This is a genomic window from Paenibacillus albicereus, from assembly GCF_012676905.1.
Taxonomy (GTDB): Bacteria; Bacillota; Bacilli; order Paenibacillales; family Paenibacillaceae; genus Paenibacillus_O; species Paenibacillus_O albicereus.
Map to the genome: position 1 here is coordinate 1,072,126 of NZ_CP051428.1, position 26,804 is coordinate 1,098,929.

A 26,804-nucleotide genomic window follows, 5' to 3' on the forward strand; every position below is an offset into this window, starting at 1 on the left:
ATCGCGATACAAGGAGATGGAAAACGGTGATCGCTTTATCCGCAGCAAGACAGAAGCAGCTGGACTACATCGGGCTCAAGGACGAGGATCTGCAGCTCCTACGCGGGGCGGCTCCCGTCTTCGAAGCGGCAGCCGAAGGGATCGTGCAGGCGCTGTACGAGCAGATCGAGCGCCAGCCGGAGCTGAAGGCGCTGATCGAGCGCCACAGCACGCTGGATCGGCTCAAGGAGACGCAGAGGCGCTACTTCCTGTCGATGACGGCGGGCACGATCGATGAACGCTACTTCGAGGAGCGGCTGAAGATCGGAGCCATCCACTCCCGGATCGGACTGACGAGCCAGTGGTATCTGGGCACGTACATGATCTATCTGGACCTTGCTTCCGCTCATCTGGCGGCTGCGCTGCCCGATCGCTGGAGGATGGTGCTGCATGCGCTGTCCAAGATGTTCAACCTCGACTCGCAGCTCGTGCTGGAGGCGTACGAGCGGGACGAGAAGGCGAAGCTGCAGCGCATCAGCGACAGCCAGAGCGACATCCTGACCGGCGTCAGCGCGGCCGTGCAGGAGCTGGCCGCCGGCATGGAGCAGGTCGGCCGCAGCGCCGATACGGTCGGCCGCCTCGCGGTGCGGACCGCCGAATCCCAGGAGCAGACGATGGCGCAGCTGGACCTGCTCGGCGAGCAGATCGAGGGCATCGAGTCGATGGGCTCGATCATGAACGGCATCTCCGAGCAGACCCATCTGCTCGGGCTGAACGCTGCCATCGAGGCGGCCCGTGCCGGCGACGCCGGACGCGGCTTCGAGGTCGTCGCCGGCGAGGTCCGCAAGCTCGCTCGGCACTCCAAGGAGTCGCTCGATCTCATCCGGGACAAGGTCGAGTCGATCACGGCCGCGCTCTCCCGCGTGCAGGCGCTGTCCGCCGAAACGTCGGGAGCGGCGCAGGAGCAGGCGGAGAGCTCCGCGGAGCTGGGCTTGTTCATCGGCATGATCGAAAAGGTGTCGAAGGAGCTGGAGAGGCTCAAGGAAGAGGCCGAGGCGGCCGAGCCGCTCTAAGCAAGACAAGCAAGACAAGCAAGACGAGCATGTCTAGCCTGCGAAGCGCTTGCCATGCGGCAGCCCGCATCGACCCCGCCGGGAAGGCAGGGAAGAGGCGGGCTTTTTCTCTGTTCCTGCCTATTGACAGAAGCAGGAAATGCTGTGTATAGTGTATATAAAGATATACACATTAAATACACTTGATCGACGAAAAGCCGCAACGCGGCCGGAACGCATAGGGGGCATGTCATGAGCACGTGGAAAGGGGCCGTCAGGCTGGCCCGATACGAATGGAGCCTGGCCGGGCACGGGTCCTGGCTCAACTTGATCCTGGTGCTGTACTTCGCGCTCACGACCTTTCCGCTGCTCGGCGACCTGACCGAGCCGCAGGCGCCGGAAGGCGGCTGGTACTCAGGCGGCGCGGCCAATTTCATCATGCTGGCGCTTCTGCCCTGCTTCGGGTTCTTCCTCAACCGGGCGACGCTCGGCGGATGGCGGCTGAATTACATGTCCGGCAAGCTCGCCGCATGGAGGCAGCTGCCGATCACCGGCAGCCAGATCGCGGCCGGACGGCTGCTGACGATGCTGACGCTGCTCGTGCCGTCGCTGCTCCTGCTGATGGCCCTTCAATACGCGATGGTGCTGAGGCATGAGATCGATCCGGGAGGCATGGCGCTGTACGCGCTGTTCTGGATCGGGTACGCGGCGGCGGGAGGGAGCCTGTACGCCTGGTTGGAGATCGTGATGGACGGCAAGCTCTACCTGCTCTTCTGCTCCATCGTCACGGCCGTGCTCATCGTCGTCGGATCGATCCTCTCCGCAAGCGGCTTCGAGATCATGCGCTGGACGCTGGAGCAGGCCGCGGCCGGCCGCTGGCTGCCGATGCTGGCGACGGCAGCCGCGGGTGCGGCGGTCACGATCGCGGTCCACCGGCTGATAGCGCGCTCGCTCGGGAGGCGGAGCTTCCACGCCTAAGGCGATCATGAACGAAACGAGGTGCGGCCGTGCGGCTTCCCATCCAAATTAACGAAAACAGCGCGGAACCGCTGTATCATCAGATCGAATCGCAGCTGCGGGCGCTCATCGTCAGCGGGCAGCTGACCGAGAATACGCTGCTGCCGTCCAATCGGGAGCTGGCCCAGTCGCTCGGCTGCAGCCTCATTACGATCCGGCGGGTGTATCAGGATCTCGAGGCCGAGGGGCTGCTGCGCTCCCGCCAGGGCAGCGGCACCTTCGTCGCCAAGGTCGACGCCGAGGCCGGCACGAGGCAGCTGCGGCAAGCGGCCGAGGAAGCGATCCGCGCGGCCGTCGATGCCGGCCGGGCGGCCGGGCTGAAGCGCGCGGAGCTCGAGAGGCTGTTCGCCGATGAGCTGGACCGGCGCTGCGGACAGGAAGCAGGGGACAGGGAAGAACCATCTTGACGGAGAAGGGGGAGATCGGGCATGCGGGAGATGAGATCAGACGCCCAAGCGGCTGAGCTGGAACCGGCGGAAGCCGCGGTATCGCTGGCAGGGGCGGTCCAGCTGCGCAAGGCGTTCCGGCTCGGGCCGCTGAACCTGGAGGCGCCGGTCGGCTGCGTCACCGCGATCGTCGGCCCGAACGGCAGCGGTAAGAGCTCGACATTCCGGCTGCTGCTCGGCTTGACGGCGGCGGATCAAGGGGAGGTGCGCCTGCTCGGACAGAGCGTCGGCCACGGCGATGACGATACGGAGCTCAAGCGGCGGATCGCCTATGTGCCGGAAGAGGACAGCAAGATCGAAGCCTCGCTCCGAGGCACGAGCCAGGCGGAGTTCATCTCCGCCTGGTACCCGGCTTGGAACCAGGGCGAGTTCGAGCGGCTGCTGCGGGAATTCGAGGTGGAGCCGTCCAAGCGGCTCGGCAAGATGTCCAAGGGCATGCGGCGCAAGTTCGAGCTGGCGCTGGCGCTTGCCCGCGAGCCGGAGCTGCTGCTGCTCGACGAGCCGTCCTCGGGACTCGATCCGCTGTCCTGGCGCAAGCTGGTCGGGGAGCTGCACCGCTACATGGAGCGGGGGCGGCATACGATCCTGATGGCGACGCATATTCTGGACGAGGTCAAGCGGCTGGCCGATTACATCGCGATCATGGCGGACGGGCGAATCATCGGCGTGTACGAGAAGGATGAGCTACTCTCCTCCTGGCATCAGTTCTATGTCGGACCGGGACTGGGAGGCGCGCTCCTGGAGCCGGAGATCGCCGATCTGCCGGGACTTGTCCAGGCGGAGGAGTCGGGAGGCGGCACGTGCCGCGTCGTGACGAGCCGCGCCTGGGAAGCCGAAGGATGGTGCCGGGAGCGCGAGCTGCCGATTACCGGCCAGCGGGCGCTTGAGCTCGACGAGATCATGGAGCAGCTGATCCGGCAGACGAGATGATGTTTACCACGAATGGGGGAATGGCAACGATGAAACCGCTTGTAGTCGATCAAGTCATCAAGCAGTACGGAGACAAGACCGCCGTGAACGGCATCAGCCTGGAGGTGGACCGCGGGGAAATCTATGGCTTGCTCGGAGCGAACGGCGCCGGCAAGACGACGACGATGCGCATGGTGCTCGGGCTGATCTTTCCAGACGAAGGACGCATCCTGTACGACGGCAAGCCATACTCCAAGGAGCAGCTGCGCCGCATCGGCTATCTGCCGGAGGAGCGGGGCCTCTATCCGAAGGTCAAAGTGAGCGATCAGCTCGTCTACCTCGCCCGCCTCAAGGGCATGTCCGCGTCCGATGCCGACAAGAGCCTCAAGCAGTGGCTGGAGCGCTTCGGCGTGCCGGAGTACTACGGCAAGCGGGTGGAGGAGCTGTCCAAGGGCAATCAGCAGAAGATCCAGTTCATCGCGACGATCATCCATCAGCCACAGCTGCTCATCCTCGACGAGGCGTTCAGCGGCCTCGACCCGGTCAACGTCGAACTGCTCAAGGCGACGGTCAAGGAGCTGCGCGACAACGGCTCGACGATCCTGTTCTCGACGCACCGGATGGAGCATGTCGAGGAGCTGTGCCGCCAGATCACGATCCTGCGGTACGGCAACGAGGTGCTCAAGGGCAGCCTCAAGGAGATCAAGGGACGCTTCCCTCGGGAAAAGGTGCGGCTCGCCGCAGACGGCGACATCGCCGGCCTGGAGCAGCTGCCGGGCGTGCTCGGCGTGAAGGCGCTCGAGCAGGGAGGCTGGGAGATCCGGATCGCCGACGAGGCGTCCGGCAGGGGCATCTTGCGCCATGCGATGGCGCAGGCGGAAGTGAGCCGGTTCGAGATCCTTGAGCCGACGCTCAACGAAATCTTCATCAAGACGGTAGGTGAGACGCATGAATGATTTCCTGAACGTAACCGGATTCACGTTCCGCAACAAGACGAAGGGCAAGGCTTTCCTCGTCACGACGATCATCCTGGTCGCGATCCTCTCGCTCGTCATCAACCTGCCGTACCTCATCTCCTTGTTCAAAGGAGAAGGAGGCTCCAGCGTCAAGCAGGTCGGCTACGCCTCCGTCCAGGCCGAAGCGGCGGAAAGCCGCGTCACGCCGACGCTCGTCGGGCGCTGGCTGGAGGAATACTTCGCCTCCCAGCCGGAAGAAGGACGCAGCCTGGCCATGGTGCCGATCGACGCCTCCGGCGATGCGGCCGCGGATGAAGCCGCGCTGAAGGCTGCGATCGCGGACGGCCGCATCGACGGCTATATCCAGCTTCAGCCCAATGCGGACAGCGGCTTCTACGACGCCGTCTACAAGTCCGAGAAGATGATGGACGGCTCGGCGGCCGACGAGCTGCGGGCCGGACTGCAGCTCGTCAAGGCGAACGCGGCCGGGCTGACGCCGGAGCAGAAGCTGCTGCTGTACTCGCCGGTCGACGTCAAGCCGATCCAGATCAATGCCGGCTCCGGCGAGGAGGACGGACGCTCCGCCGCCCAGCAGGGCGTCAATATGGGGCTCGTCTATGCGATGCTGTTCCTGCTGTTCATGTCGATCATGTCCACGGGCCAGATCATCGCCAGCGAGGTGACGACCGAGAAGAGCTCGCGCATCATGGAGGTGCTCATCACGAGCGTCTCGCCGCTGAACAGCATGTTCGGCAAGATCTTCGGCATGTTCCTCGTCGGCCTGCTGCAGATCGCCATCTACGTGCTGACCGTCTTCGTCAACGTGAGCCTGCCGACGAACAAGGAAGCGCTCGGGAACATGAACATCCATCTGTCCGAGGTCAGTCCCGACCTGCTGATCGTGGCGCTGCTGTTCTATCTGACCGGCTACTTCCTGTATGCGACGCTGTATGCGGCCGTCGGCTCGCTCGTCAGCCGCACCGAGGATCTCGGACAGGCGGTCATGCCGCTGACGTTCCTGTCGATCGGGGGCTTCTATCTCGGCATGTTCAACCTGGCGGCGCCGGACAGCATGCTGGTCAAGATCACCTCGTTCATCCCGTTCTTCTCGCCGTACGTCATGGTGCTGCGCTCCGGCGTCGGCAGCGTCGAGTACTGGGAGATCGGCGTCTCGCTGCTCATCATGCTCGTCAGCATCTACGTCTTCGGCTGGCTGTCGGCCAAGATCTACCGCACCGGCGTGCTGCTCTACGGCAAGCGCCCAAGCCTCAAGGAGCTGCGCAAGGCCATGAAGGCTTATAAAATCTGACAGCAGGAGGAATTTCCACCATGGAGCTTGAATCCTTTCTCGAGCAGCTTCAAGACTCAAATCCTTTCTTTCAGTTCTTCGGCGTCATGCTCGTCGCGATGATCCCGTTCCTGGAGGGCTACTTCGCGGTCCCGCTAGGGATCGCCGTAGGGTTCTCGCCGCTGCTGACGATCAGCGCCGCCATCGTCGGCAACTGGTTGTCCGTCATGGCGGTCATCCTGGCCAGCGATCGGTTCCGCCAGTGGATGCAGGGGCGGGGCAAGTCGCAGAAGGCGCAGGAAAAAGAAAACAAGCGCTGGCAGAAGGGCCAGAAAATGTTTCATAAGTATGGGGTGCCTGGAGTATCCCTGCTCGGCCCCCTGCTGATCGGCGACCATCTCGCCGCGCTGATCTGCATCGCCTCCGGCGCGCCCAAGCGCTCCGTGGTGCTGTGGCAGACGATCGCCATCGTCGTATGGGCGGTCGGCACCGGCATCCTCGTCCTGCTTGGACTGAGCGCCATCAACGCTTGAGGCTTGACCGAACCCCATCCTTCATTCGGACAGGAGAGATATCCATGAACAAAATCGTTCCTCTCGCTACGCTCGTCCTCATTATCGCCAGCGTACTCGTCCATCGTCTCGGCACGCCCCTCAACGACTTCTGGCAGGGCTTGATTACCGGAGTGGCCGTCATGGGACTGATCTACAGCATCTACAGCCTATCGACGCAGATTCGGAAGAAATCCGCGGGCGCTTGAGGCGCATTCCGCATCGCGCAGCATGGTAAACGTACGGCCGGCATCCCGCTCCATGCGGGATGCTTTTTCGTCTGCTCCCCTCGTCGGGCGGAGTCCGAAACGTCGACGTCAACGGTCCGAAAAAAAGGAAAATGGCGGGCGGCTGATCCGATATAATGGGAGATGCGGCCCCCACATCAGGCCGAACGCCAACTGATCGAGAGGGAGGCAGGCTAGCTGAATGAATTCCTGCTGAAGCAAGATTGATCCGTGCCTGCTTTTTGAATCCGCTTTATAATGAAGGCGAGAGCGAAGGAGAAAGGCGGGAGGGCATGGAGCGAGGAGCGGCAAGGACCATCGAAAGCCTGGGAAAGGGAGCGGAGGGCATCGCCCTGACGTTCGACGACGGGCCGGACCCGGATTACACGCCGAAGGTGCTGGAGCTGCTGGCGCGGCATGGAGCGAGGGCGACGTTTTTCCTGCTCGGCATGCGGGCGGCGGAGCAGCCGGAGCTGGCGGCGCGCATCGCGGCCGAAGGCCATGAGATCGGCAACCATACGTGGCATCATCCCGACCTGACGGCCGAGTCCGAAGAGACGGCCCGGCGCGAGATCGGACAAGCCCAGCAGCTGCTGGAGCGTCTGACCGGGCGCGCTCCCGCTTTGTTCCGCAGCCCATACGGCACGTTCGACGACCGCCTGCTCAGGCTGGCCGAGGAGCTCGGACTCGGCTTCTGCCTCTGGTCGGTCGACACCGAGGACTGGCGGCTGCCCGGCGCCGACGCGCTGGCGGAGCGGATCTCGGGCGCCAGGCCGGGCGACATCGTACTCCTGCATGACGCGGGCGGCGACCGCCGCCAGACGCTGGAGGCGCTGGAGCGCGCGCTGCCGGAGCTGGCGGCGAGCTATCGGCTGGACACGGTGAGCTCGCTGCTGCGCGGCGATCCAGGTTGATGAGCGCTTGAAAAAGCCCGAGCAAGCGGATGCCGGACAGATGCCGGATTCCGCTTGCTCGGGCTTTCTTTACTCTTCGCCTTGCTGCGATGCGGCCGCGATGCTTCGTTCCACGAACTCCAGCACCTCGCTGGATACCGGATACAGTCCCGTCTCCTCGGCAGGCCGCTTCCTCACTTCCCAGAACTTGTCCATCAGCTCCTCATCTCCGCCGAACGTTTCGTGCGACAGCTTCATGAGCTCGCTGGCGATGCGGCAGCCTTCCTCGGATTCCGGGGGAATGGACTGCCGCACGCACCATTCGATCCGGCGAAGCAGCGAAACATAATGCTGGGTAGCCGAGTCGCCGCGGCTGAGGCTTGGAAGCGCTTGTTGCAGGAACGCGCTCTCCTCCTCGCCGAAGTAGTCGATCCATTGCCTGGACTTCGGCTGGATGGTCCGGATCAGATGGGACACCCGGTCCCAAGAAAGCTCGCCTTCCAAGTCGATCATATGGATGAGGGAGGTCGTATTCTCGATGCTGCCTTGCAGAGCCGCGAGCTGCTCCTGAAGATGGTTATGATGGGCGATCAAGATATGGCGGAAAGAAAGCTTGTCCATGACCTGCCGAATCTCGTCGAGCGGCAGCGAGAGCGATTTGAGCATCGTGATCTTTTCCAGCGTGAACAAATCTTCCTCGGAATAGTGCCTGCGGCCGTTCCCATCCTTGTCGCTCGGCGTCAACAAGCCGATTTGGTCATAATAGCGCAGCGTCCGGACGGAGATGTCCCGCTGCTTGGATACTTGTCCTGTCGTCCATTTCGTCATTATGGCCTGCCTCCTGAAAAAAAGCTTGCAGGTGACGTTGCGTCACCATTTATCCTGAACCAAGGATATCACATAGCTTGGAGGGATTGAGGATGACAGCAGCAACACATTGGAAAAAGAGCGATCCTTGGACTTGGCGCGAGTTCGCAGCCTTGCTCGCCCTGGAATTCGTCTTCGTCATGATTGCGGTCAAATTCGGCCTGCAGAGGCTTTACGAGGAATGGCTCGGAAATACGCTTTACTCCGGCACGCTCACCGGCCTGACGATCGCGGTCGTTCTTCTGGCGGGAGTATACATCGTCGCTCTGAGGCCGAACCAGGCATCGTGGGCGGAAGTCGGGCTGAGGCGATTTCCGCCGAGATACGGGTGGAGGATCCTGCTCTGGCTGCTGGCGCTGATCGCGCTCAGCGTGGCGGCGGTCTATGGAACCAGCTTGCTCGGGAATACGGTGGACAACAGCAAGACCGAGAGCCTGAAGCAGAACGCCGCTCTCGCCGGACTGCTGATCGGCATCGTCTCCGCCGGCATCGTGTCGCCGGTGTACGAGGAGATTTTCTATCGCGGATTCATCTATCGCTGGCTGCGGACGCGCACGGGAAGGACGGGGGCGATCGTCCTGAGCTCGCTCATCTTCACGCTGGCTCATTATCCGACCTTGAACGCCATGCCCGTCAATTTCTTGAGCGGGATCGTGCTGGCATGGACGTATGAACGGACGGGATCCGTCGTGCCGGGCATGATCGTCCACGGAGCCTTCAATACGATCGCCGTCCTGCTGACGGCGATGGGCTAGAGCTGGGCCTGCCGGCGAAGGATCAAGAAGCATCCCTTTCAAGTGCCGGCCGGACCCAAAGCCTCCGCATCCATCGTCCGATGGTCGGAGGCTTTTGGCGAGCCGAATCGCGAGGAGGCGCCCCGCTTCTTAGATGCGGCACACTTCCTTGGGGCAGGCGGGACAGCCCGGGCAGCCGCAGACGCGACGCAGGGCGGGCAGATCGACGATCGTGATGAGGCCGCCTTGGACCGAGAGGATGCCCTCGTGCTTCATCGAGGCGAGCATGCGGTTGACGCTCTCGCGCGTCGTGCCGATGAACTCGGCCAGCTCGGCGTTGGTCAGGCGCAGCCCGATCTCAAGGCCGCCTGGCCGCAGCCGTCCGTAGCTGTTCGAGAGGCGGATCAGCGTGCTGGCCAGCGCGCCCGGCTTGCCGTACAGCAACAGGTCGCGGAACTTCGACTCGGCGATGCGCTGCTGGAGCGCCATGCCGTTCATCCAGCGCACGGCGAGCTCCCCGCTGCTCAGCAGCAGTTCCTCCAGGTCCTTCCAGACGATGACGCCGATGCGCGCATCCTGGGCGACTTCGGCGCTGCAGCCGTATGCCGACTGCCGTCCGGCCTCGGGACCGCCCATCAGGTCGCCTTTCTGCAGGATCGACAGGATGAACGCCTTGCCGTCCTCGGTCGATTTGCGCAGCTTCACCTTGCCCGAGAGGACGATATACAGCTTGTCGGCCTGCTCGCCTTCCCAGAACAGGTAGCTGCCCGCCACGGCCAAGCGCTCCGTCATGAGCGCCTCGACGCTCCTCCACTGCATTTCCGTAAAAAAGGCCGGATACCCGGTCCGCTCCGCTTCCTTCTGTGCTGCGTAGGCCGAATCCGCTGCCGGCTGTCTCATCGCCATCTCCGCTCGCTCCTCTCTTCTGCTCTCATCATAAAGCACGCGGCCGCCGGCCGTTATCAGGGAACCTCCTGAACCGCAAGGGAGGAATTCCCCGATCTTCCTGTGAGATCGATCACGCCGGCGGGGCGGATCGGGGGATTTCCTCCGGTCGAATCCGGGAATTCCCGGACTTACACGCCTGAGGCGCCCCCTTACACTGGAACGTAGGGAAGGCGTCGGCCCCTGGGACCATCTGCGGCAGGGGAGCTCCGGATGCGCCAGAAGGGGGAAAGCGGTCATGACGGAGGGGGAAAAGGGCGGCCAGGAGGAACTGGAGCGGCTGCGCCGCGAGCTCGGCTGCGACGTGGCGGTCGCGGGGGTCGCTGCGCAGGGAGGCGGGCTGCGCTGGAAGGCGGCGTCCGGAGCGGCGAGCGACCGCTACCGCATCATGGCGGAGCGGCCGGGCCGGGGGCTGGCCGGCACCGTGCTGAAGGTAGGCCGGCCGATGGCGCTGCAGGCGGCGGAGCTGCGGGCCGGGCGGCAGCTGCAGGACTATCCGCTGCTCATCGCGGAAGGCCTCTGCTCGGCGTATGCGGTGCCGCTGCTGGCCAGCGCCAGGCCGAGCGGCGTGCTGCTTATCGGCAGCCGCAGTCCGAAAGCGTTTGCCGATGCGGATCGGCTCGCGGCGCAAGCGGCGGCGAGGCGGCTGGAGGCGATCATGGTCGGCGGCCTTGGCAGCCGGCGCGACCGGGACGGCGGCCGCGAGCCGCGCGCGGCGGAGATGGCGCCGGGGGCGGGCAAGCCGCCGGGCGGACCGCTGTGATACACTGGAGCCAAACGCGCAGGAGCAAGGAGGGGATCGTTTGATACAGGTATTGATCGTCGACGATCATGCGGTCGTCCGGTCCGGACTCGTCCAGCTGATGGACGGCCGGGACGGGCTGACGGCGGCGGGCGAGGCGGCGGACGGGGACGAGGCGATCGCGAAGGCGCTGGAGCTGCGGCCGGATGTCGTGCTGATGGATCTCAGCATGCCGCACGGCAAGGATGGGCTGAGCGCGACGTCGGAGCTCAAGAAGCGGCTGCCGGATGTCGCCGTGCTGATCCTGACGATGCATGACGACGAGGAGTATCTGTTCCGCGCGATCCATGCGGGGGCGTCGGGCTACATCTTGAAGAGCGCTCCTTATGAGGAGCTGCTCGGAGCGGTGCGCCATGTGGCGGCGGGGCAGGCCTATCTATCCCCGTCCGCGACGAAGCGGCTCATGAGCGACTATCTCGACAAGGCGCGCAGCGGAGACTATGCCGGCAGCTTCGAGTCGCTGTCCGACCGCGAGCGCGAGATTCTCGCCAAGGTGGCGCAGGGCTATTCCAACAAGGAGATCGCCGAGCAGCTGTTCATCAGCGTCAAGACGGTCGAGAGCCACAAGAGCAACCTGATGGAGAAGCTCGACTTGCGGACGAGGCCGGATCTGGTGAGATACGCGGCCAAGAAGGGACTGTTGAATTTTGACTGAGACGGGCCGGCAAAGGGAAGGCGCGCTGCCGGAGTCTTCGGCGGTAGCGCAGCCTAGGAAATCGACGGTGGCGGGAGCGGAGCCAACCGTCCCGGAGCTTGCCGGCACTCCGTCTCCGGGCGGAATCGGAGCGAACGTCGACCTGCTGCTGGAGGGCATCGGCACGCAGATGGACGACCCGTCGTTCCGCGAGCAGCTGCGCCAGTCGCTGCGGCAGCTGTCCGACGTCAAGTTCGCGCTGGACGAGGCGTCGATCGTCGCGGTCACCGACGCGGCGGGCCGCATCCGCTACGTCAATGACCGCTTCTGCGCGATCTCGGGCTACACGCGCGAGGAGCTGCTCGGACAGACGCACCGGATCGTCAAGTCCGGGCATCATGACGGGGCTTTTTTCCGCGAGCTGTGGAGCCGCATCTCTTCTGGACAAGTGTGGAAGGGCGAGATTCGCAATCGCTCCAAGACGGGCCGGCTCTACTGGGTGGACACGACGATCGTGCCATTCGCGGACGAGTCCGGCAAGCCGTATCAGTATCTGGCGATCCGCCACGAGGTGACGGAGCTCAAGGAGACGCAGGACCAGCTGCAGCAGGCGATGGCCGGCATGATGCAGATCCAGGAAGAGGAGCGGCGGCGTTTCTCGCGCGAGCTGCATGACGGCATCGGCCAAAGCCTGTTCTCGCTCAAGATATCGCTCGACCGCATGCTGTCGGAGGGGGCCGACGCGCGGCTCGAGTCGCTGCGGACCGACGTATCGCAGCTCATGGCGGAGGTGCGCGGCATGGCCTGGGAGCTGCGGCCGTCCGTCCTCGACGATCTCGGCGTCGTGCCGGCGCTTCGCACCTATATCCAGAACTTTGAGCGCCATTATGGCATCCGCGTCCGGTTCGTCTCGACGCTGTCCCGAAGGCCCGAGCTCGGAGCGGAGACGGCGCTGTACCGCGTCGTACAGGAGGCGCTGACGAATCTGGCCAAGTACGCCGGCGTATCCGAGGCGTCCGTCATCCTGAAGGAAGAGGAGGACGGCCGGCTGGAGGCGGCGGTCTCGGATGAGGGAGTCGGCTTCGAGCCGCAGCAGCCGCACAGCGGCGGCGTCGGGCTGTTCAGCATGGAGGAGCGCGCACGTGCGGCCGGAGGCTCGCTGGAGGTGCGCTCGGCCCCGGGCCGCGGCACCGTCGTGAAGCTGACGCTGCCGGCGAAGCGGAGGCAGCCGTAAGGCCGGTTTTCGGCCTCGGGTTGCCGACCTGCGGAGCGTGAGCGGCGCGGAACAGCGAGCAGCTCGGCGTGCATGGGGCAGAACGGGGGGAGTGGAACGAACGGAATAACCGGGCAGCTCGGCGTGCATGGGGCAGAGCGGGGGGAGTGGCGCGGAACAGCGAGCAGCTTGGGCGTGCAGGGGCAGAACGGGGGGAGTGGAACGGCGCGGAAAGACCGAGCAGCTCAGCGTGCAGGTGTAGAACGGGGGGAGTGGCGCGGAACAGCGAGCAGCTTGGTGTGCAGGGGCAGAACGAGGGGAGTGGCGCGGAACACCGAGCAGCTCAGCGTGAATGGGGCAGAGCGGAGGGGAGTGACGCGAGAAAACCGACCAGCTTGGCGTGCAGGGGCAGAACAAAGATCAGTGGCGCGAAAAAACCGAGCAGTTCAGCGTGCAGGGGCATCCCTGCTCTCCGGCCTGGAAATCTAACGAAACTCACAAGCCTTATTCCGTCAAATTCACGCCTAACTAAATTCTAAGGAAACTGACGTGTCTTATTGCTGCCGAAATCGCTACTGAAGCCACTTTTTCAATCACATAGCGCTCCTCAGTTTCGTTAGCGGCAAAAAAGGCTGCAAAATCGCCAAATAGCGCTTCCTAGTTTCGTTAGCGCCGAGGATGCCTCTACAGGAGGCTTGCCCCTCGGCAAGGTCCCGCTCTGCTCGAGCTCAACCAGATTGCCCGGCACCGGGTCGTCTCCGCACTGCCTGCCTTCGCACTGCCTGCCTTCGCACTGCCTGCCTTCGCACTGCCTGCCTTCGCACTGCCTGCCTTCGCACTGCCTGCCTTCGCACTGCCTGCCTTCGCACTGCCTGCCTTCGCACTGCCCGTCTCCGCACTGCCCGTCTCCGTGCTGCCCGTCTCCGTTCGGCCTGTCTCCGCCAGTCCTCCCGGCACCGGGTCGGCTCTTCTTCGCCAGACTTCCTCGGGCGCCCGACTCTGACAGTCCTCCCCCGCACCCCCAGTCCCTACTCGAGCCCGCTCCTCACCGCCAGTCTCCCCAGTTCCCGTGCGGCCCCGTCCCGACGATCGAGGCGGGCTTTTCTTTTCTCTTTAATGTGATTTTTTTCACATACGAAACAGGAGGCAGAGGGTACACTAAAGCCATGAAACCGAGGAGGTTGATGGAGATGAGCACCATGGCCCTGCAAGACGAATGGCCCGAGACGAGGACGCATCCCGCGCCTGAGATCGCGGTGGAACGAGCATCCCGCGAGCAGGAAAAGCTTCAGTCGGAGCTGCAGGCGCTCGTGCGGCAGACCTGCTCCGTCCGGCATCTGCAGGAGCCGGCCGTGCTGAGCCGAGAGTTTCGCAAGCTGACGAGCCAGGTACTGCAGCTGCAAGAGGATTGGCACGAGCATGCGCGCTGGGTCGAGACGGAGTTTCTGCCATATGTGACCTGGTACTGGGGAGAAGAGCCGAATCTGTTCGCGCTCATGGACCATGAGTACGGCCTTGCCGACCGATGTCTGGAACGTTTTCACGAGCGTCTTGGCCATACGGCGGTGCCGCTGGCGCCGGAAGAGGCGCGGAAACTGACCTCCCCTCTGCTCCAGGCGTATGCAGTCCTCAAAAACCGCATGCTGGAAGAGGAAGAGCTGGTGCAGCAGCTGAAGGACCGTTCCAACCGCTACGATTTCTAACCGTGCAAAGGCAGGCTTCGAGTCGGGGCGGTACGCTGTCGAAGCGGAGGGACCAGGCCGAGGTGCGAGGCCGCTAAAGCGGAGGGACCAGGCCGAGGTGCGAGGCCGCTGAAGCGGAGGGACCAGGCCGAGGTGCGAGGTCGCTAAAGCGGAGGGACCAGGCCGAGGTGCGAGGCCGCTGAAGCGGAGGGACAGGCCGAGGTGCGAGGCCGCTGAAGCGGGGGAATCAGGTCGAGGTGCGAGGCCACTGAAGCGGAGGGACCAGGCCGAGGTGCAAGGTCGCTGAAGCGGAGGGACCGGGTCAGGGCGGCGCTGCCGAAACAGAAAAGCTCCAAGCTGCGCGGTATTATGTGAAAATATTCACAACAATGCGCGGCAAACGTGATGGATCGCACATCGGGCCGGCGGGACAGCAGCCATAATGAAAGGGCAAGGAAGAATCATCCACCAGGACGGCTAGAGCAGGGCGCCTTCGTACAGCAGCCATGAGCAACACCGCATCAAGCAAGATCGCATCGATCAAGCCGGCATCTAGCAACACCGCATCAAGCAACACCGCATCAAGCTAGCCGGCATCTAGCATAACCACATCAAGCAACACCGCATCAAGCAACACCGCAACAAGCAACACCGCATCGAGCAACACCGCATCAAGCTAGCCGGCATCTAGCATAACCACATCAAGCAACACCGCATCAAGCTAGCCGGCATCTAGCATAACCGCATCAAGCAACACCGCATCAAGCAACACCGCATCAAGCAACACCGCATCAAGCAACACCGCATCAAGCAACACCGCATTAAGCTAGACGGCATCGAGCACAACCACATCCAGCAACACCGCATCAAGCTAGCCGGCATCGAGCAAAACCACATCCAGCAAAACCGCATCAAGCTAGCCGGCATCCAGCAAAACCGCATCGAGCAGAAGAGCAAGGAAGCAGGCCCGCAAGGGCGGGCAGGCCACACCAAATCACGAGAGGGGTTGACCGTCATGGTCGCCAAATGGTTCCGCGAGAATGTATGGGTAGGGGCAGCGATCCTGCTGCTGAGGGTATATGTCGGCTGGGATTGGATGACGCACGGCTGGGAGAAGATGAGGGACGGCTTCGATGCCGGAGGCTTCCTCCAGAACGCAGTTGCCAAGCCGGTCGCCGACCGGGCGACGCAGGAGGTGCTGTTCCCGACCTACACCTGGTTCATCGAGCATGTCGCCCTGCCGAACGTCAAGATCATCAACTTCCTCATCCCGGTCGGCGAGTTCCTGATCGGCCTCGGCCTCATCGTCGGCGGACTGACGCTGACGGCAGCCTTCTTCGGCATGATGCTCAACTTCCTGTTCCTCTTCGCCGGAACGGTAAGCACGAACCCGTGGCTGCTCCTGATCGGCACGATCATCTTCTTCGCCGGAACCAATGCCGGACGGTTCGGCCTCGACGGCCTGCTGAAGCCGCATGTGCGGAACTGGTGGAACGAGCGCGGAGGCCAGGACGCCGGCGCCGGACGCGGCGGACTGTTCGCCAAGAAGGCCGCCAAGCACTGATCCGGCGCGAACCAGAGCATGCCCATCCAGATCGACCTCATAGACAGCCCCGAAAAAGAGCCGGATCCGGGTTGGAGCCTGATGCGATCCGGCTCGCCGGGGCAAGGGGAACGGCGGTCCATCAGCCCCCCATGTGATCGGCACCCATTCAAACGGTCCCCATGGGACCGATAGGAGGCAGGAGAGAGATGGCGATAAAAGAGAAAGCCCAGCTGCAGGCCGCATCCGCGCAGGACGAGGTGAACGAGCTGGCCGCAAGGGCCAGAAAGGCCCAGGCGGCGTACCTGAACCTGGACCAGGAGCAGGTCGACCGAGTCGTGCAGGCGATGGCGCTGGCCGGCCTCGACCGGCACATGCCGCTCGCGAAGCTCGCGGTCGAGGAGACCGGACGCGGCGTCTACGAAGACAAGATCACCAAGAATATTTTCGCCACGGAATATATCTATCACAGCATCAAGAACGAGAAGACGGTCGGCGTCATCGAAGAGAACGTCCACGAGAGCTACCGCAAGGTCGCCGAGCCCGTCGGCGTCATCGCCGGCATCACGCCGGTGACAAACCCGACCTCCACGACGATGTTCAAAGCCCTGATCGCGGCCAAGACCCGCAACCCGATCGTGTTCGCGTTCCACCCGTCGGCGCAGCGCTCCAGCACGGAGGCAGCCCGCACGCTGCTGCAGGCGGCCGTCGCCGCAGGCGCTCCCGAGCACTGCATCCAGTGGATCGAGCATCCGTCCGTCGAGGCGACGCAGCGGCTCATGAACCACAAGGACATCGCGCTCGTGCTCGCCACCGGCGGCTCGGCGATGGTCAAGTCCGCCTACAGCACCGGCAAGCCGGCGCTCGGCGTCGGTCCCGGCAACGTGCCTTGCTTCATCGAGCGCACGGCGAGCCTGGAGCAGGCGGTCACCGACCTGATCCTGTCCAAGACGTTCGACAACGGCATGATCTGCGCTTCCGAGCAGGCTGTCATCCTCGACGAGCCGATCTATGCCGAGGCCAAGCGGCTCATGAGCGAGAAGGGCTGCTATTTCCTGAACGAGGAGGAGAAGGCCGCTGTCTCCAAGCTCGTCATCCACAGCGACAAATGCGCGGTCAACGCCGTCATCGTCGGCCAGTCGGCCGTCAAGATCGCCGAGATGGCCGGCATCGCCGTCCCGGCCGGCACGAAGGTGCTCGTCGCCGAGCTCGAAGGCGTCGGCGAGAAATACCCGCTTTCCGCCGAGAAGCTCAGCCCCGTGCTCGCCTGCTACAAGGTCAAGACGGCGCAGGAGGGCATCGAGCGCGCCGCGCAGGTCGTCGCCTTCGGCGGGATGGGCCATTCCTCCGTCATCCACTCACAGGACGACGCGGTCGTCGCGGCGTTCGCGAAGCGGCTGCAGACCGGCCGCATCATCGTCAACTCCCCGTCGACGCATGGCGCGATCGGCGACATCTACAACACGAACCTGCCGTCGCTGACGCTCGGCTGCGGCTCCTACGGCAGCAACTCGACGACGAACAACGTATCGGCGGTGAACCTCATCAACATCAAGCGCGTGGCGACCCGGACCAACAATATGCAGTGGTTCAAGATTCCGCCGAAGATTTATTTCGAGCGCGGCGCTATTCAGTACCTGGAGAAGATGCCCGACATCACCCGCGTGGCGATCGTCACCGATGAGGCGATGGTGAAGCTCGGGTACGTCGAGAAGGTCGAGTACTACCTGCGCAAGCGGCGGCTGCCGATCGCGATCGAGGTGTTCTCGGACGTCGAGCCCGATCCGTCGGTCGAGACGGTCGAGCGCGGCACGCGCATGCTGGCGGCGTTCAAGCCGGACTGCATCATCGCGCTCGGCGGCGGCTCCCCGATGGACGCGGCCAAGGCGATGTGGCTGTTCTACGAGTACCCGGATACGAGCTTCGACTCGCTGAAAATGAAGTTCATGGACATCCGCAAGCGCATCTACAAGTATCCGCGGCTCGGCAGCAAGGCCCAGTTCGTCGCCATCCCGACGACGTCGGGCACCGGCTCGGAGGTCACCTCGTTCGCCGTCATCACGGATAAGAACAAGGGCAACACGAAGTACCCGCTCGCCGATTACGAGCTGACGCCGGACGTCGCCATCGTCGATCCCGACTTCGTCTACACGCTGCCCAAGACGGCGGTCGCCGACACCGGCATGGACGTGCTGACGCATGCGATCGAGGCGTACGTCTCGGTCATGGCGAACGACTACACGGACGGCCTCGCGCTCAAGGCGATCCAGCTCGTGTTCGAGAACCTGGAGGCGTCGTACCATCAAGCGGACCCGCGAGCCCGCGAGAAGATGCACAACGCCTCGACGATCGCCGGCATGGCGTTCGCGAACACCTTCCTCGGCATCAACCACAGCCTGGCGCACAAGTGGGGCGGCCAGTACCATACGGCCCACGGCCGCACGAACGCGATCCTGATGCCGCATGTCATCCGGTACAACGCGTCGCCGCCGTCGAAGTTCGCTTCGTTCCCGAAATACGGCCACTTCATCGCCGACAAGCGCTACGCCGACATCGCCCGCCTGCTCGGCCTGCCGGCCCGCACGACGGAGGAAGCCGTCGCCAGCCTGATCGAGGCGATCCGGGGCCTGAACCGCTCGCTCGGCATTCCGGAATCGTTCCAGGCGCTCGGCTTCGAGGAGAGCGACTTCGAGGCCCGCGTCGACGAGCTCGCCGACCGCGCCTTCGAGGACCAATGCACGACCGCCAACCCGCGCATGCCGCTCGTCACCGAGCTGGCCGACGTGTACCGGAATGCGTTCTACGGGCGCTTCTAGGCGGCAGGTCGAGGAGGACGGCCGCGCTGCGGCGGCCAAGCGATCGCCGCAGCTGGCGGCGAATCCATCAAAGGAGGAGGATCACGATGGCCATCTACGAAAAGGAAATCCGAGCGGCGGAAGGACAGGAGGCTTGGAGGGGGTTCCGTCGCGGCAACTGGCAGCGCGCCATCGACGTGAGCGGCTTCATCGGCGCCAATCTGACCCCGTACGAGGGCGACGAGGGCTTCCTCGCCGAGCCGACGGAGGCGACGCGCGCGCTGTGGGAGGAGGTGCTGCGGCTTCTGAAGCGGGAGCGTGACAATGGCGGGGTGCTCGACATCTCGACGGACGTCGTCTCGACGATCGTCTCGCACGGCCCCGGCTACATCGACCGGCCGCTGGAGCGGGTCGTCGGGCTGCAGACGGACGCGCCGCTGAAGCGCTCCGTGCAGCCTTTCGGCGGCATCCGCATGGTGATCGACGCCTGCGAGGCGTACGGCTACAAGGCCGACGAGGCGATGGTGAAGACGTTCACCGACATCCGCAAGACGCATAACCAGGGCGTGTTCGACGCCTACACGGCGGAGATGCGCCTGGCGCGCAAGGCCGGCATCATCACCGGCCTGCCGGACGCCTACGGCCGCGGCCGCATCATCGGCGACTACCGCCGCGTGGCGCTGTACGGCGTCGATCGGCTCGTCGCCGACAAGAAGGCCGAGCTGAAGCAGCGCGAGGGCGCGCCGATGAGCGAGAGCCTTATCCGCCAGCGCGAGGAGCTGTCCGAGCAGGTCCGGGCGCTCGGCGAGCTGAAGCAGATGGCGGCCTCGTACGGGTTCGACCTGTCGGAGCCGGCCGCGACGGCCCAGGAAGCGGTGCAGTGGCTGTATTTCGCCTACCTCGCGGCCATCAAGGAGCAGAACGGCGCGGCGATGAGCATCGGGCGCATCTCCAGCTTCCTCGACATCTACATCGAGCGCGACCTTGCCGAAGGCCGCCTCGACGAGGCGCAGGCGCAGGAGCTGGTCGACCATCTCGTGATGAAGCTGCGCCTGGTCAAGTTCCTGCGGACGCCGGACTACAACGAGCTGTTCAGCGGCGACCCGACGTGGGTGACGGAATCGATCGGCGGCATGGGGCTGGACGGACGCTCGCGGGTGACCAAGAGCAGCTTCCGCTTCCTGCACACGCTGTACAATCTCGGTCCCGCGCCGGAGCCGAACCTGACGGTGCTCTGGTCGAAGCAGCTGCCGCAGGCGTTCAAGGAATACTGCGCCAAGGTGTCGATCGACACGAGCTCGATCCAGTACGAGAACGACGACCTGATGCGGCCGCTGTACGGCGACGACTACGGCATCGCGTGCTGCGTGTCGGCGATGCGGATCGGCAAGCAGATGCAGTTTTTCGGCGCGCGGGCGAATCTGGCGAAGGCGCTGCTGTACGCGATCAACGGCGGCGTCGACGAGAAGCTCGGCGAGCAGGTCGGACCCGCGTACGCGCCGATCACGGCGGACGTGCTCGACTACAAGGAGGTGCTCAGGCGCTACGACGGCATGCTCGACTGGCTGGCGGGGCTGTACATCGATACGCTCAACGTCATCCACTACATGCACGACAAGTACAGCTACGAGCGCATCGAGATGGCGCTGCACGACACCGACCTCGTGCGCACGATGGCCTGCGGCATCGCCGGCCTGTCGGTCGTCGCCGACTCGCTCAGCGCGATCAAGCACGCCCAGGTGCGTCCGGTGCGCGACGAGCGCGGGCTGGCGGTCGACTTCGAGATCGAGGGCGACTATCCGCAGTACGGCAACAACGACGACCGCGTCGACCGCATCGCCGTGGAGCTGACGGAGCGCTTCATGACCAAGCTGAAGCGGCATGAGACGTACCGCGGCGCGGTGCATACGCAGTCGGTGCTGACGATCACGTCGAACGTCGTCTATGGCAAAAAGACCGGCAGCACGCCGGACGGCCGCAAGGCCGGCGAGCCTTTCGCCCCCGGTGCGAACCCGATGCACGGCCGCGACCGCAAGGGCGCGCTCGCCTCGCTGAACTCGGTCGCCAAGCTGCCGTACGACAGCAGCCTCGACGGCATCTCGAACACGTTCTCGATCGTGCCGAAGGCGCTCGGCAAGGAAGCCGACGTCCGCGTGAAGAACCTCGTCTCGCTGCTCGACGGCTATGGCGCGAAGGGCGGGCACCACTTGAACGTGAACGTGTTCAACCGCGAGCAGCTGATGGACGCGATGGAGCATCCGGAGCAGTACCCGCAGCTGACGATCCGCGTGTCGGGGTATGCGGTGAACTTCATCAAGCTGACGCGCGAGCAGCAGCTGGACGTCATCAACCGGACGTTCCACGGGGCGGTGTGACGGGGCGGCGGACCTAAGGAAGCCGATGGCCGCTGCGCGTAGTCCAGAAGGAGCCGATAGCCGCTGCGCGTAGTCCAGAAGGAGCCGATGGCCGCTGCGCGTAGTCCAGAAGGAGCCGATAGCCGCTGCGCGTAGTCCAGAAGGAGTCGATGGCCGCTGCGCGTAGTCCAGAAGGAGCCGATAGCCGCTGCGCGAAGGGAAGGGCCCTCCGATCGCTCTTGAACGCAGGAATCCCCGATTCCCCTTTCCCATAAAGGTGGATTCCCGCCTTCAAAGGCGACCGCGTCCGCTTCTCCAGGCTCCTTCCCTTCGCTCCGCTGTCGGGCACCGCAAGAACGGCTGATCGCCCATGCGAAACGAACCAGAACGAGGGAGGGAATCATCATGCACACCGGGAGAATCCACTCTATCGAGACGTTCGGCACGCTCGACGGTCCGGGCATCCGCTTCGTGCTGTTCCTGCAGGGCTGCGCCTTGCAATGCCGGTATTGCCATAACCCCGACAGCTGGGATGCGTCGGCGGGCCAGCCGCGCACGGTCGAAGAGGTGCTGGCCGAAATCGAGCCTTACGTCGACGACTACAAAAGCTCCGGCGGCGGCATCACGGTCACCGGGGGCGAGCCGACGCTGCAAGCCCCGTTCGTAGCCGAGCTGTTCCGCGAATGCAAGAAGCGCTGGGGGCTGCACACGGCCCTCGACTCCTCCGGCTTCTGCGATCCGCATCACGCCGAGGCGCTGCTGGCGGCGACGGATCTCGTGCTGCTCGATTTGAAATACATGGACTCGGAAGGCCACCGCAGGCTGACGACGCAGCCCAACGAGCGCATCCTGGCGTTCGCCCGCCACCTGTCGCGCCGAGGCATCCCGATGTGGGTCCGCCGCGTGCTCGTGCCGGAGCTGACGGACCACGCCGCCGACCTGCTGGAGCTCGGCCGCTTCCTTGCAGGCTTGCGCACGGTCGAGAAGGTCGAGGTGCTGCCTTACCACCGGATGGGCGTGTTCAAGTGGCAGCAGCTCGGACGATCCTACTCGCTGGAAGGCTGCCGCGAACCCGACGCCAAAGAAGTCGAGCGCGCCGTCGACTGGATCGAGCGAGGCCGCCGGGAAGGGGCCGCTGCTGAACAAAAGCGCTTAGCGAGGCTTTACGAATGACGAGCGAACCATTCAAGGCATGCAGATGCCTTGGATGTGGATTTACGCACGGCAGATCGCAAGGAACAAAGCAAACGGGACGAAGCGGAGAAACCTCCAGCTCGTCCCGTTTGCTTTTTCTCGAGTGGCGTATGAAAGTCAAGGAGCTGCCGAAACAGCTCCTTTTCGAATGGTCAGCCGGCGACGGCTTTGAAGATGTTGATCGAGCCGCCTTGGGCTTGGACGACCGCCAGCTGGAGGATGTCGGTCACCAGCTCGAGGACATCGAGCTGATCCGCATCCGCGATGAACGCGACGGAGCCGCCTCCGACCGGGAATCCGTTGCAGCCGACGACATAGAGCTGGCCGGGTGCGACGAGGAACGTCTTGGTGCCTTCGTTGCCGGGGCCGGGGAAGCTGCAGCCGCCTTGCGCCTGATCTCCTACTGCCGTCAGCACGATGACATTGCCGATCGTTGGAACGGGTACGGTAATCGCCATTTTTCATCAACCTCTTTCGCTTGGGATAAGACCAAGATATGGCCTGTCCCATGAATTCGACACAGACGGTTGCGGATCAGACGAAAAACGGGCGGACAGGCTGCCGCTTCCGTCGGAGACGAAGGCGGTGGAACAACCGCTCCGACTCCGCTAGAATTAGAGGAGAAGACCGCGAAGGAGGAGTGGACGATGAGTCGAATGCAAAAAGCCGCTTGGCTGGCAGCGGCCGCCGCGCTGCTGCTGAGCGCCTGCGGCGCGGGCGGCCAAGAGGCGGCCAGCGGAGGCCGAGAGGCGGCTGGGAGCAGCGCGAACGCCGCCGCGCTGCCGGGCGCGGCCGGCGCATCGCCGGGAGCGGTCGCCGAGCCGAGAGCCGGCGTCGAGCCAGGCGCTCCCGCTTCGCCAGGCGACGCTGCGGGACCTCGCGCAGCCGCCGGTTCCGGCGCAGCCGTCTCGCCGGGCGTTGCCGCATCGCCCGCTCCCGACGGCCCGGTCTCCGCGCAGCCTTCGCCGGGCGCAGCCGGGGCGGGGACGGCGATGACGCCCAAGCCGGACGCGCCGTCCAAGGAGGAGAAGCCCGTGCCCGAACGCAAGCGCAAGCTGCCGTCCGGCTTCGTCTATGTGGACGAAGTCATTCCGACGGCTCAATACGAGATTCGCTACTACACGGACCATAACTTCGTTGGCGCGAGGCTGGACGGCTACAAGGCTCCCTATGCCATTTTGAGCCGGCAGGCGGCGGAGGCGCTCCAGGAAGCCCATGACTTCGTGACGTCCAAGGGCTACGGCCTCAAGATCTTCGACGCCTACCGTCCGGCCAAGGCGGTGCGGCAGTTCGTCGCCTGGTCCAAGGACCCCGCCGACCAGCGGATGAAGGAGGAATTCTACCCCGAGGTGGACAAGGCGAAGGCGTTCCAGCTCGGCTACATTTCTTCGCGCTCCGGCCATTCGCGGGGCAGCACGGTCGATCTGACGCTGTTCGAGCTGAAGACGGGCCAGGAGGCCGACATGGGCTCGCCGTTCGATTTTTTCGGGACCATCTCCAGCCACGGCACGCCCAACATCGGCAAAGCCCCGTCGGAGCGGCGCGCTCTGCTCAAGCGGGCGATGGAGCGGGCCGGCTTCAAGCCCTACAGCAAGGAATGGTGGCATTACACGCTGAAGGACGAGCCGTACCCGCGCCGATACTACGACTTCGACATCGAGTAGGCCGGCCGGCGGAGTTTTCGCAGCTTCAGACGTCGTAATCGTGAATGCCGGTTGCACGGCCGCTCCGCCATGCGCTATGCTGGAACTTATGTTCTTATTTCGATGGGAAAGAGGTAGAGGATGGGAGAGACGCGAAAGAAGCTGAAGCTGGAAGCGCCGCGGCTGCCGGCGGAGCCGGAGAGGCTGTCGCTGCCCTCGCGGCTGAGCACGCGGGACATGTTCGAGCACGGGCTCGTCGAAGGAGAGCGGCTGGAGGAGCAGGATGCCGACAAGGTCGTCTTCGACGGCGTCGTCTTCCGCGGGGTCTCGTTCGACTCCGCCCAGCTGCGGAGCCTGGAGCTGACGGACGTGCTGTTCGACAAATGCGACCTGTCCAACGCCGACCTGAGCCGCGCCGTGATCCACCGCGCGCAGTTCCGCTCGTGCAAGCTCGTCGGCGCCGATCTGAGCGACGCGATGCTGCGCAACGTGCTCGTCGAGGACTGCCAGCTCGACTACGTGAACCTGCGGGCCGCCGACCTCAAAGGGGTCGTGTTCGCCGACAGCTCGTTGAACCGCTCGGACTTCTGCATGGCCAAGCTCGCCAAGACGGAGCTCCATCGCTGCAAGCTCGACGGCGCGCTGCTCGGGACGCCGCTCAAGGGCATCGATCTGAGCGATTGCGAATTCAACGGCCTGTCCTGCAGTCCGGACGATCTGCGGGGCTGCATCATCTCGCGCGAGCAGGCGTTCGTCTTCGCCGCGCTGTTCGGCATGGTGCTGAAGGACTGAACGCAAGAGCGGAGTCCGCGAAGCCTTGCCACCCGCCCGGCAGGCCAAGCCGCCATAGCCAGGCAGCCGCCGGGCCATCCAGGCAGCCGAGCGATCCAAGCAGCAGCGCAGCGGCAAAATGGTTCAGGCAGCCGAGCGGCCCAGCAGCGCAGCGGCCGAGCGATTCAGGCGCCAAGCGCGGCCGCCCCGGGAGCAAAAGCACTCGGGGCGGCTTTTTTGCGCGCTACATGCGGCAGATTTCCTTCGGACAGCCCTCGCAGCGGCATAGCTGCATGAGCGGCTCCATGTCATGGATGACGATGTGGCCCTGCCGCATCGACAGCGCGCCGGCACGGCGATAGTCGGCGAGCAGCCGGTTGACGCTTTCGCGCGCGGCTCCGATCGTTTCGGCCAGCTCGGAGTTGGTGATGCGCTCGGTGAGGAGGATGCCGTCGTCCACGGGCATGCCATACGTGTTGGCCATGCGGATGAGCGTGGAGCAGAGCGCGCCGGGCTTGCCGTAGAGCATCAGGTCGCGCAGCTTCGTCTGCGTGTGCCGGTTCATCTGGCTCATCCACCCGATGCACTCCAGCGCCAGGCTGCCGTACCGCCACAGCGCGAACTCCAGCTCGCCGCGAGGGATGAAGTGGATGACGCAGTCGGTCCGGGCGACGGCGCTGAAGCTCTGCGACGGCTCGCCGTCGAAGCCGAGCTGGCCGAAGAAGTCGCCTTGCTTGTAGCGGTACAGCGTGAACGCCTTGCCCTCCGCGCTGGATTTCAGCCCTTTGACATGGCCGCGCTCCAGGTAGTACCAGTACTCCGCCGGCTCGCCCTCCCAGAACACATGCCCGCCCGCCGGGATCCGGTGCTTGCGCATGAGCGCCGACAGCTTGGCGAAGCTGTCCGCGGAAAAGGCGGCCGAGTTGCCCGGAGCCGTCTGCTGCTTGGTGAAGCCGCTTGCTGCATCCATGATCGTGCCCTCCTCCCGTTGATGCCCTCACTGTACCAAATGCCGCACGGCCGGGATGTGACCGTCCTCACAGAGAGAACGGCTCCGCACGAGCCGAGCCCGACGTCGTATGGCATGCCGGTTTGACTGGTTGGTCGGCGACCGTTGACGAGAAGAGGGGCCCATGGTAAAAGGAAAGGAAAGCGTTCTCCCGCTACCAAACAAACTTAGTGAAGCGAGGTCCTTCCCCATGCCAATGCTAGACCTGCCGCTCGAGCAGCTGCGCCGCTACGAGGGCATCAATCCACGACCGGACGATTTCGACGCTTACTGGGAGCGCGCGCTGCAGGAGCTGGACGCGACCGCTCCCGAGGTCGAGCTCGTGCCGTCCAGCTTCCAGGTGCCGACCGCGGACTGCTTCGACCTGTACTTCACCGGCGTGCGCGGCGCTCGCATCCATGCCAAGTATATCCGGCCGAAAAACGTGCCCGAGCCCCACGCGGCGCTGTTGCAGTTTCACGGCTACTCCGGCAATGCCGGCGACTGGGCCGACAAGCTGAGCTACGCTTCGCTCGGCTACTCCGTCTTCTCCATGGACTGCCGGGGGCAGGGCGGCGGCTCCGAGGACCGCGGCGGCGTCAAGGGCAACACGCTGAACGGCCATATCATCCGCGGCCTCGACGGCGAGCCGGACGATCTGCTGTTCCGGCACATCTTCCTCGATACGGCGCAGCTCGCCCGCATCGCCATGGACAGGCCGGAGGTCGACGCGGAGCGCATCGGCGCGACCGGCTGGTCGCAGGGCGGCGCGCTGACGATCGCCTGCGCGGCGCTGGAGCCGCGCGTGAAGCGGCTGGCGCCGGTGTATCCGTTCCTGAGCGACTACCGCCGCGTGTGGGAGATGGATCTGGCCAAGGACGCCTACGCCGAGCTGCGGAATTATTTCCGCTCGTTCGATCCGCAGCATAAGCGCGAGCAGGAGATCTTCACGCGCCTCGGCTACATCGACATCCAGCATCTGGCGCCGCGCATCCAGGGCGAGACGCTGCTGGGCGTCGGACTGATGGACTCGATCTGCCCGCCGTCGACCCAGTTCGCCGCGTACAACAAGATCACGGCACCTAAGTCGCTGGAGATTTACCCCGACTTCGGGCACGAAGGGCTGCCGGGCCTGCATGATACGATCATGCAGTTCATGCTGCGGAGCCTGTAGACGTCGAGGACTCTCGGCGCAGCCGGACAGGCCTTCGCCGCCTAGACGGGTTTACCGCTTCCTTTCGTCAGCCAGCCGTTTCCGGTTTTTGCCGGAAGCGGCTTTTTGGCGTCTGCATCCAGCTGCGGCCAAGCAGGCGAGCGGGGC

The 26,804-nt window shown here is 64.5% G+C and carries 25 protein-coding genes; 21 read left to right on the top strand and 4 right to left on the bottom strand.

All coding sequences use genetic code 11. The annotated features are described in order from the left end of the window. The first annotated feature begins 26 nt into the window (after window positions 1-26). The 9 genes from HGI30_RS04770 (at window position 27) to HGI30_RS04810 (ending at window position 7,339) form a co-directional block, all read left to right on the top strand. A complete protein-coding gene (locus tag HGI30_RS04770) occupies window positions 27-1,052 on the top strand; it encodes a globin-coupled sensor protein (RefSeq protein WP_168906596.1) in 1,026 nt (341 codons plus the stop codon). Between the two features lie 231 nt (window positions 1,053-1,283). After that, entirely contained in the window at window positions 1,284-2,009 is a 726-nt protein-coding gene (locus HGI30_RS04775; protein ID WP_168906597.1) for a hypothetical protein, read from the top strand. A 29-nt stretch (window positions 2,010-2,038) separates the two neighbouring features. After that, entirely contained in the window at window positions 2,039-2,455 is a 417-nt protein-coding gene (locus HGI30_RS04780; RefSeq protein WP_168906598.1) for a GntR family transcriptional regulator, read from the top strand. Window positions 2,456-2,476: 21 nt separating this feature from the next. Beyond that, window positions 2,477-3,424 (top strand): ABC transporter ATP-binding protein, encoded by a 948-nt coding sequence (locus tag HGI30_RS04785; protein ID WP_235680327.1) that lies wholly within the window; start codon window positions 2,477-2,479, stop codon window positions 3,422-3,424. A 29-nt stretch (window positions 3,425-3,453) separates the two neighbouring features. Beyond that, a complete protein-coding gene (locus tag HGI30_RS04790; protein ID WP_168906599.1) occupies window positions 3,454-4,359 on the top strand; it encodes an ABC transporter ATP-binding protein in 906 nt (301 codons plus the stop codon). Next, window positions 4,352-5,668: an ABC transporter permease gene (locus HGI30_RS04795; RefSeq protein ID WP_168906600.1), complete on the top strand. Its 1,317-nt coding sequence runs from the start codon at window positions 4,352-4,354 to the stop codon at window positions 5,666-5,668. The genes HGI30_RS04790 and HGI30_RS04795 overlap by 8 nt, the downstream gene beginning before the upstream one ends. Window positions 5,669-5,688: 20 nt before the next feature. Beyond that, a complete protein-coding gene (locus HGI30_RS04800; protein ID WP_168906601.1) occupies window positions 5,689-6,180 on the top strand; it encodes a small multi-drug export protein in 492 nt (163 codons plus the stop codon). Between the two features lie 44 nt (window positions 6,181-6,224). Further along, window positions 6,225-6,407 carry a hypothetical protein gene (locus HGI30_RS04805; protein WP_168906602.1) on the top strand — a complete coding sequence of 61 codons (183 nt, stop codon included), beginning with the start codon at window positions 6,225-6,227 and terminating at the stop codon, window positions 6,405-6,407. Window positions 6,408-6,718: 311 nt separating this feature from the next. Then, entirely contained in the window at window positions 6,719-7,339 is a 621-nt protein-coding gene (locus HGI30_RS04810) for a polysaccharide deacetylase family protein (RefSeq protein WP_168906603.1), read from the top strand. A gap of 69 nt (window positions 7,340-7,408) precedes the next feature. Here the strand turns inward: HGI30_RS04810 and HGI30_RS04815 are convergent, their stop codons facing one another. Further along, window positions 7,409-8,146 carry a MerR family transcriptional regulator gene (locus HGI30_RS04815; RefSeq protein WP_168906604.1) on the bottom strand — a complete coding sequence of 246 codons (738 nt, stop codon included), beginning with the start codon at window positions 8,144-8,146 and terminating at the stop codon, window positions 7,409-7,411. 92 nt (window positions 8,147-8,238) lie between these two features. On the opposite strand from HGI30_RS04815, the gene HGI30_RS04820 reads away from it, so the two are divergent. After that, a complete protein-coding gene (locus tag HGI30_RS04820; protein ID WP_168906605.1) occupies window positions 8,239-8,940 on the top strand; it encodes a CPBP family intramembrane glutamic endopeptidase in 702 nt (233 codons plus the stop codon). A 129-nt stretch (window positions 8,941-9,069) separates the two neighbouring features. Here the strand turns inward: HGI30_RS04820 and HGI30_RS04825 are convergent, their stop codons facing one another. Next, window positions 9,070-9,825 carry a Crp/Fnr family transcriptional regulator gene (locus HGI30_RS04825; RefSeq protein WP_168906606.1) on the bottom strand — a complete coding sequence of 252 codons (756 nt, stop codon included), beginning with the start codon at window positions 9,823-9,825 and terminating at the stop codon, window positions 9,070-9,072. Between the two features lie 277 nt (window positions 9,826-10,102). Between HGI30_RS04825 and HGI30_RS04830 the strand changes: the two genes are divergently transcribed. The 8 genes from HGI30_RS04830 (at window position 10,103) to pflA (ending at window position 22,060) form a co-directional block, all read left to right on the top strand. Continuing rightward, window positions 10,103-10,627: a GAF domain-containing protein gene (locus HGI30_RS04830; protein WP_168906607.1), complete on the top strand. Its 525-nt coding sequence runs from the start codon at window positions 10,103-10,105 to the stop codon at window positions 10,625-10,627. Between the two features lie 40 nt (window positions 10,628-10,667). Beyond that, window positions 10,668-11,321 carry a response regulator gene (locus tag HGI30_RS04835; protein WP_168906608.1) on the top strand — a complete coding sequence of 218 codons (654 nt, stop codon included), beginning with the start codon at window positions 10,668-10,670 and terminating at the stop codon, window positions 11,319-11,321. Window positions 11,322-11,490: 169 nt separating this feature from the next. After that, window positions 11,491-12,534 carry a PAS domain-containing sensor histidine kinase gene (locus HGI30_RS04840; RefSeq protein ID WP_168909732.1) on the top strand — a complete coding sequence of 348 codons (1,044 nt, stop codon included), beginning with the start codon at window positions 11,491-11,493 and terminating at the stop codon, window positions 12,532-12,534. A 1,169-nt stretch (window positions 12,535-13,703) separates the two neighbouring features. Next, window positions 13,704-14,216 carry a hypothetical protein gene (locus HGI30_RS04845; RefSeq protein WP_168906609.1) on the top strand — a complete coding sequence of 171 codons (513 nt, stop codon included), beginning with the start codon at window positions 13,704-13,706 and terminating at the stop codon, window positions 14,214-14,216. A 994-nt stretch (window positions 14,217-15,210) separates the two neighbouring features. Then, window positions 15,211-15,759 carry a DoxX family protein gene (locus tag HGI30_RS04850; protein WP_168906610.1) on the top strand — a complete coding sequence of 183 codons (549 nt, stop codon included), beginning with the start codon at window positions 15,211-15,213 and terminating at the stop codon, window positions 15,757-15,759. Between the two features lie 188 nt (window positions 15,760-15,947). Next, window positions 15,948-18,554: a bifunctional acetaldehyde-CoA/alcohol dehydrogenase gene (adhE, locus tag HGI30_RS04855; RefSeq protein ID WP_168906611.1), complete on the top strand. Its 2,607-nt coding sequence runs from the start codon at window positions 15,948-15,950 to the stop codon at window positions 18,552-18,554. A gap of 86 nt (window positions 18,555-18,640) precedes the next feature. Further along, window positions 18,641-20,908, top strand: coding sequence for a formate C-acetyltransferase (pflB, locus tag HGI30_RS04860; protein WP_168906612.1), 2,268 nt, complete (start codon window positions 18,641-18,643; stop codon window positions 20,906-20,908). Between the two features lie 384 nt (window positions 20,909-21,292). Further along, window positions 21,293-22,060 (top strand): pyruvate formate-lyase-activating protein, encoded by a 768-nt coding sequence (gene pflA / locus HGI30_RS04865; RefSeq protein ID WP_168906613.1) that lies wholly within the window; start codon window positions 21,293-21,295, stop codon window positions 22,058-22,060. Between the two features lie 173 nt (window positions 22,061-22,233). Here pflA and HGI30_RS04870 read toward each other — a convergent pair whose 3' ends face one another. Continuing rightward, complete coding sequence (locus tag HGI30_RS04870) at window positions 22,234-22,539, bottom strand: hypothetical protein (RefSeq protein WP_168906614.1); 306 nt, start codon at window positions 22,537-22,539, stop codon at window positions 22,234-22,236. Window positions 22,540-22,728: 189 nt separating this feature from the next. On the opposite strand from HGI30_RS04870, the gene HGI30_RS04875 reads away from it, so the two are divergent. Continuing rightward, entirely contained in the window at window positions 22,729-23,745 is a 1,017-nt protein-coding gene (locus HGI30_RS04875; RefSeq protein ID WP_206110020.1) for a M15 family metallopeptidase, read from the top strand. A gap of 120 nt (window positions 23,746-23,865) precedes the next feature. Then, window positions 23,866-24,516, top strand: a complete 651-nt coding sequence (locus HGI30_RS04880; protein WP_168906615.1) for a pentapeptide repeat-containing protein — start codon at window positions 23,866-23,868, stop codon at window positions 24,514-24,516. Window positions 24,517-24,739: 223 nt separating this feature from the next. On the opposite strand, the gene HGI30_RS04885 is transcribed toward HGI30_RS04880, so the two are convergent. Continuing rightward, window positions 24,740-25,465 (bottom strand): Crp/Fnr family transcriptional regulator, encoded by a 726-nt coding sequence (locus HGI30_RS04885; protein WP_168906616.1) that lies wholly within the window; start codon window positions 25,463-25,465, stop codon window positions 24,740-24,742. A gap of 229 nt (window positions 25,466-25,694) precedes the next feature. On the opposite strand from HGI30_RS04885, the gene HGI30_RS04890 reads away from it, so the two are divergent. Continuing rightward, on the top strand, window positions 25,695-26,657 hold the full coding sequence (locus HGI30_RS04890) for an acetylxylan esterase (RefSeq protein WP_168906617.1): 963 nt from the start codon (window positions 25,695-25,697) through the stop codon (window positions 26,655-26,657). The last annotated feature ends 147 nt before the right edge of the window (window positions 26,658-26,804 follow it).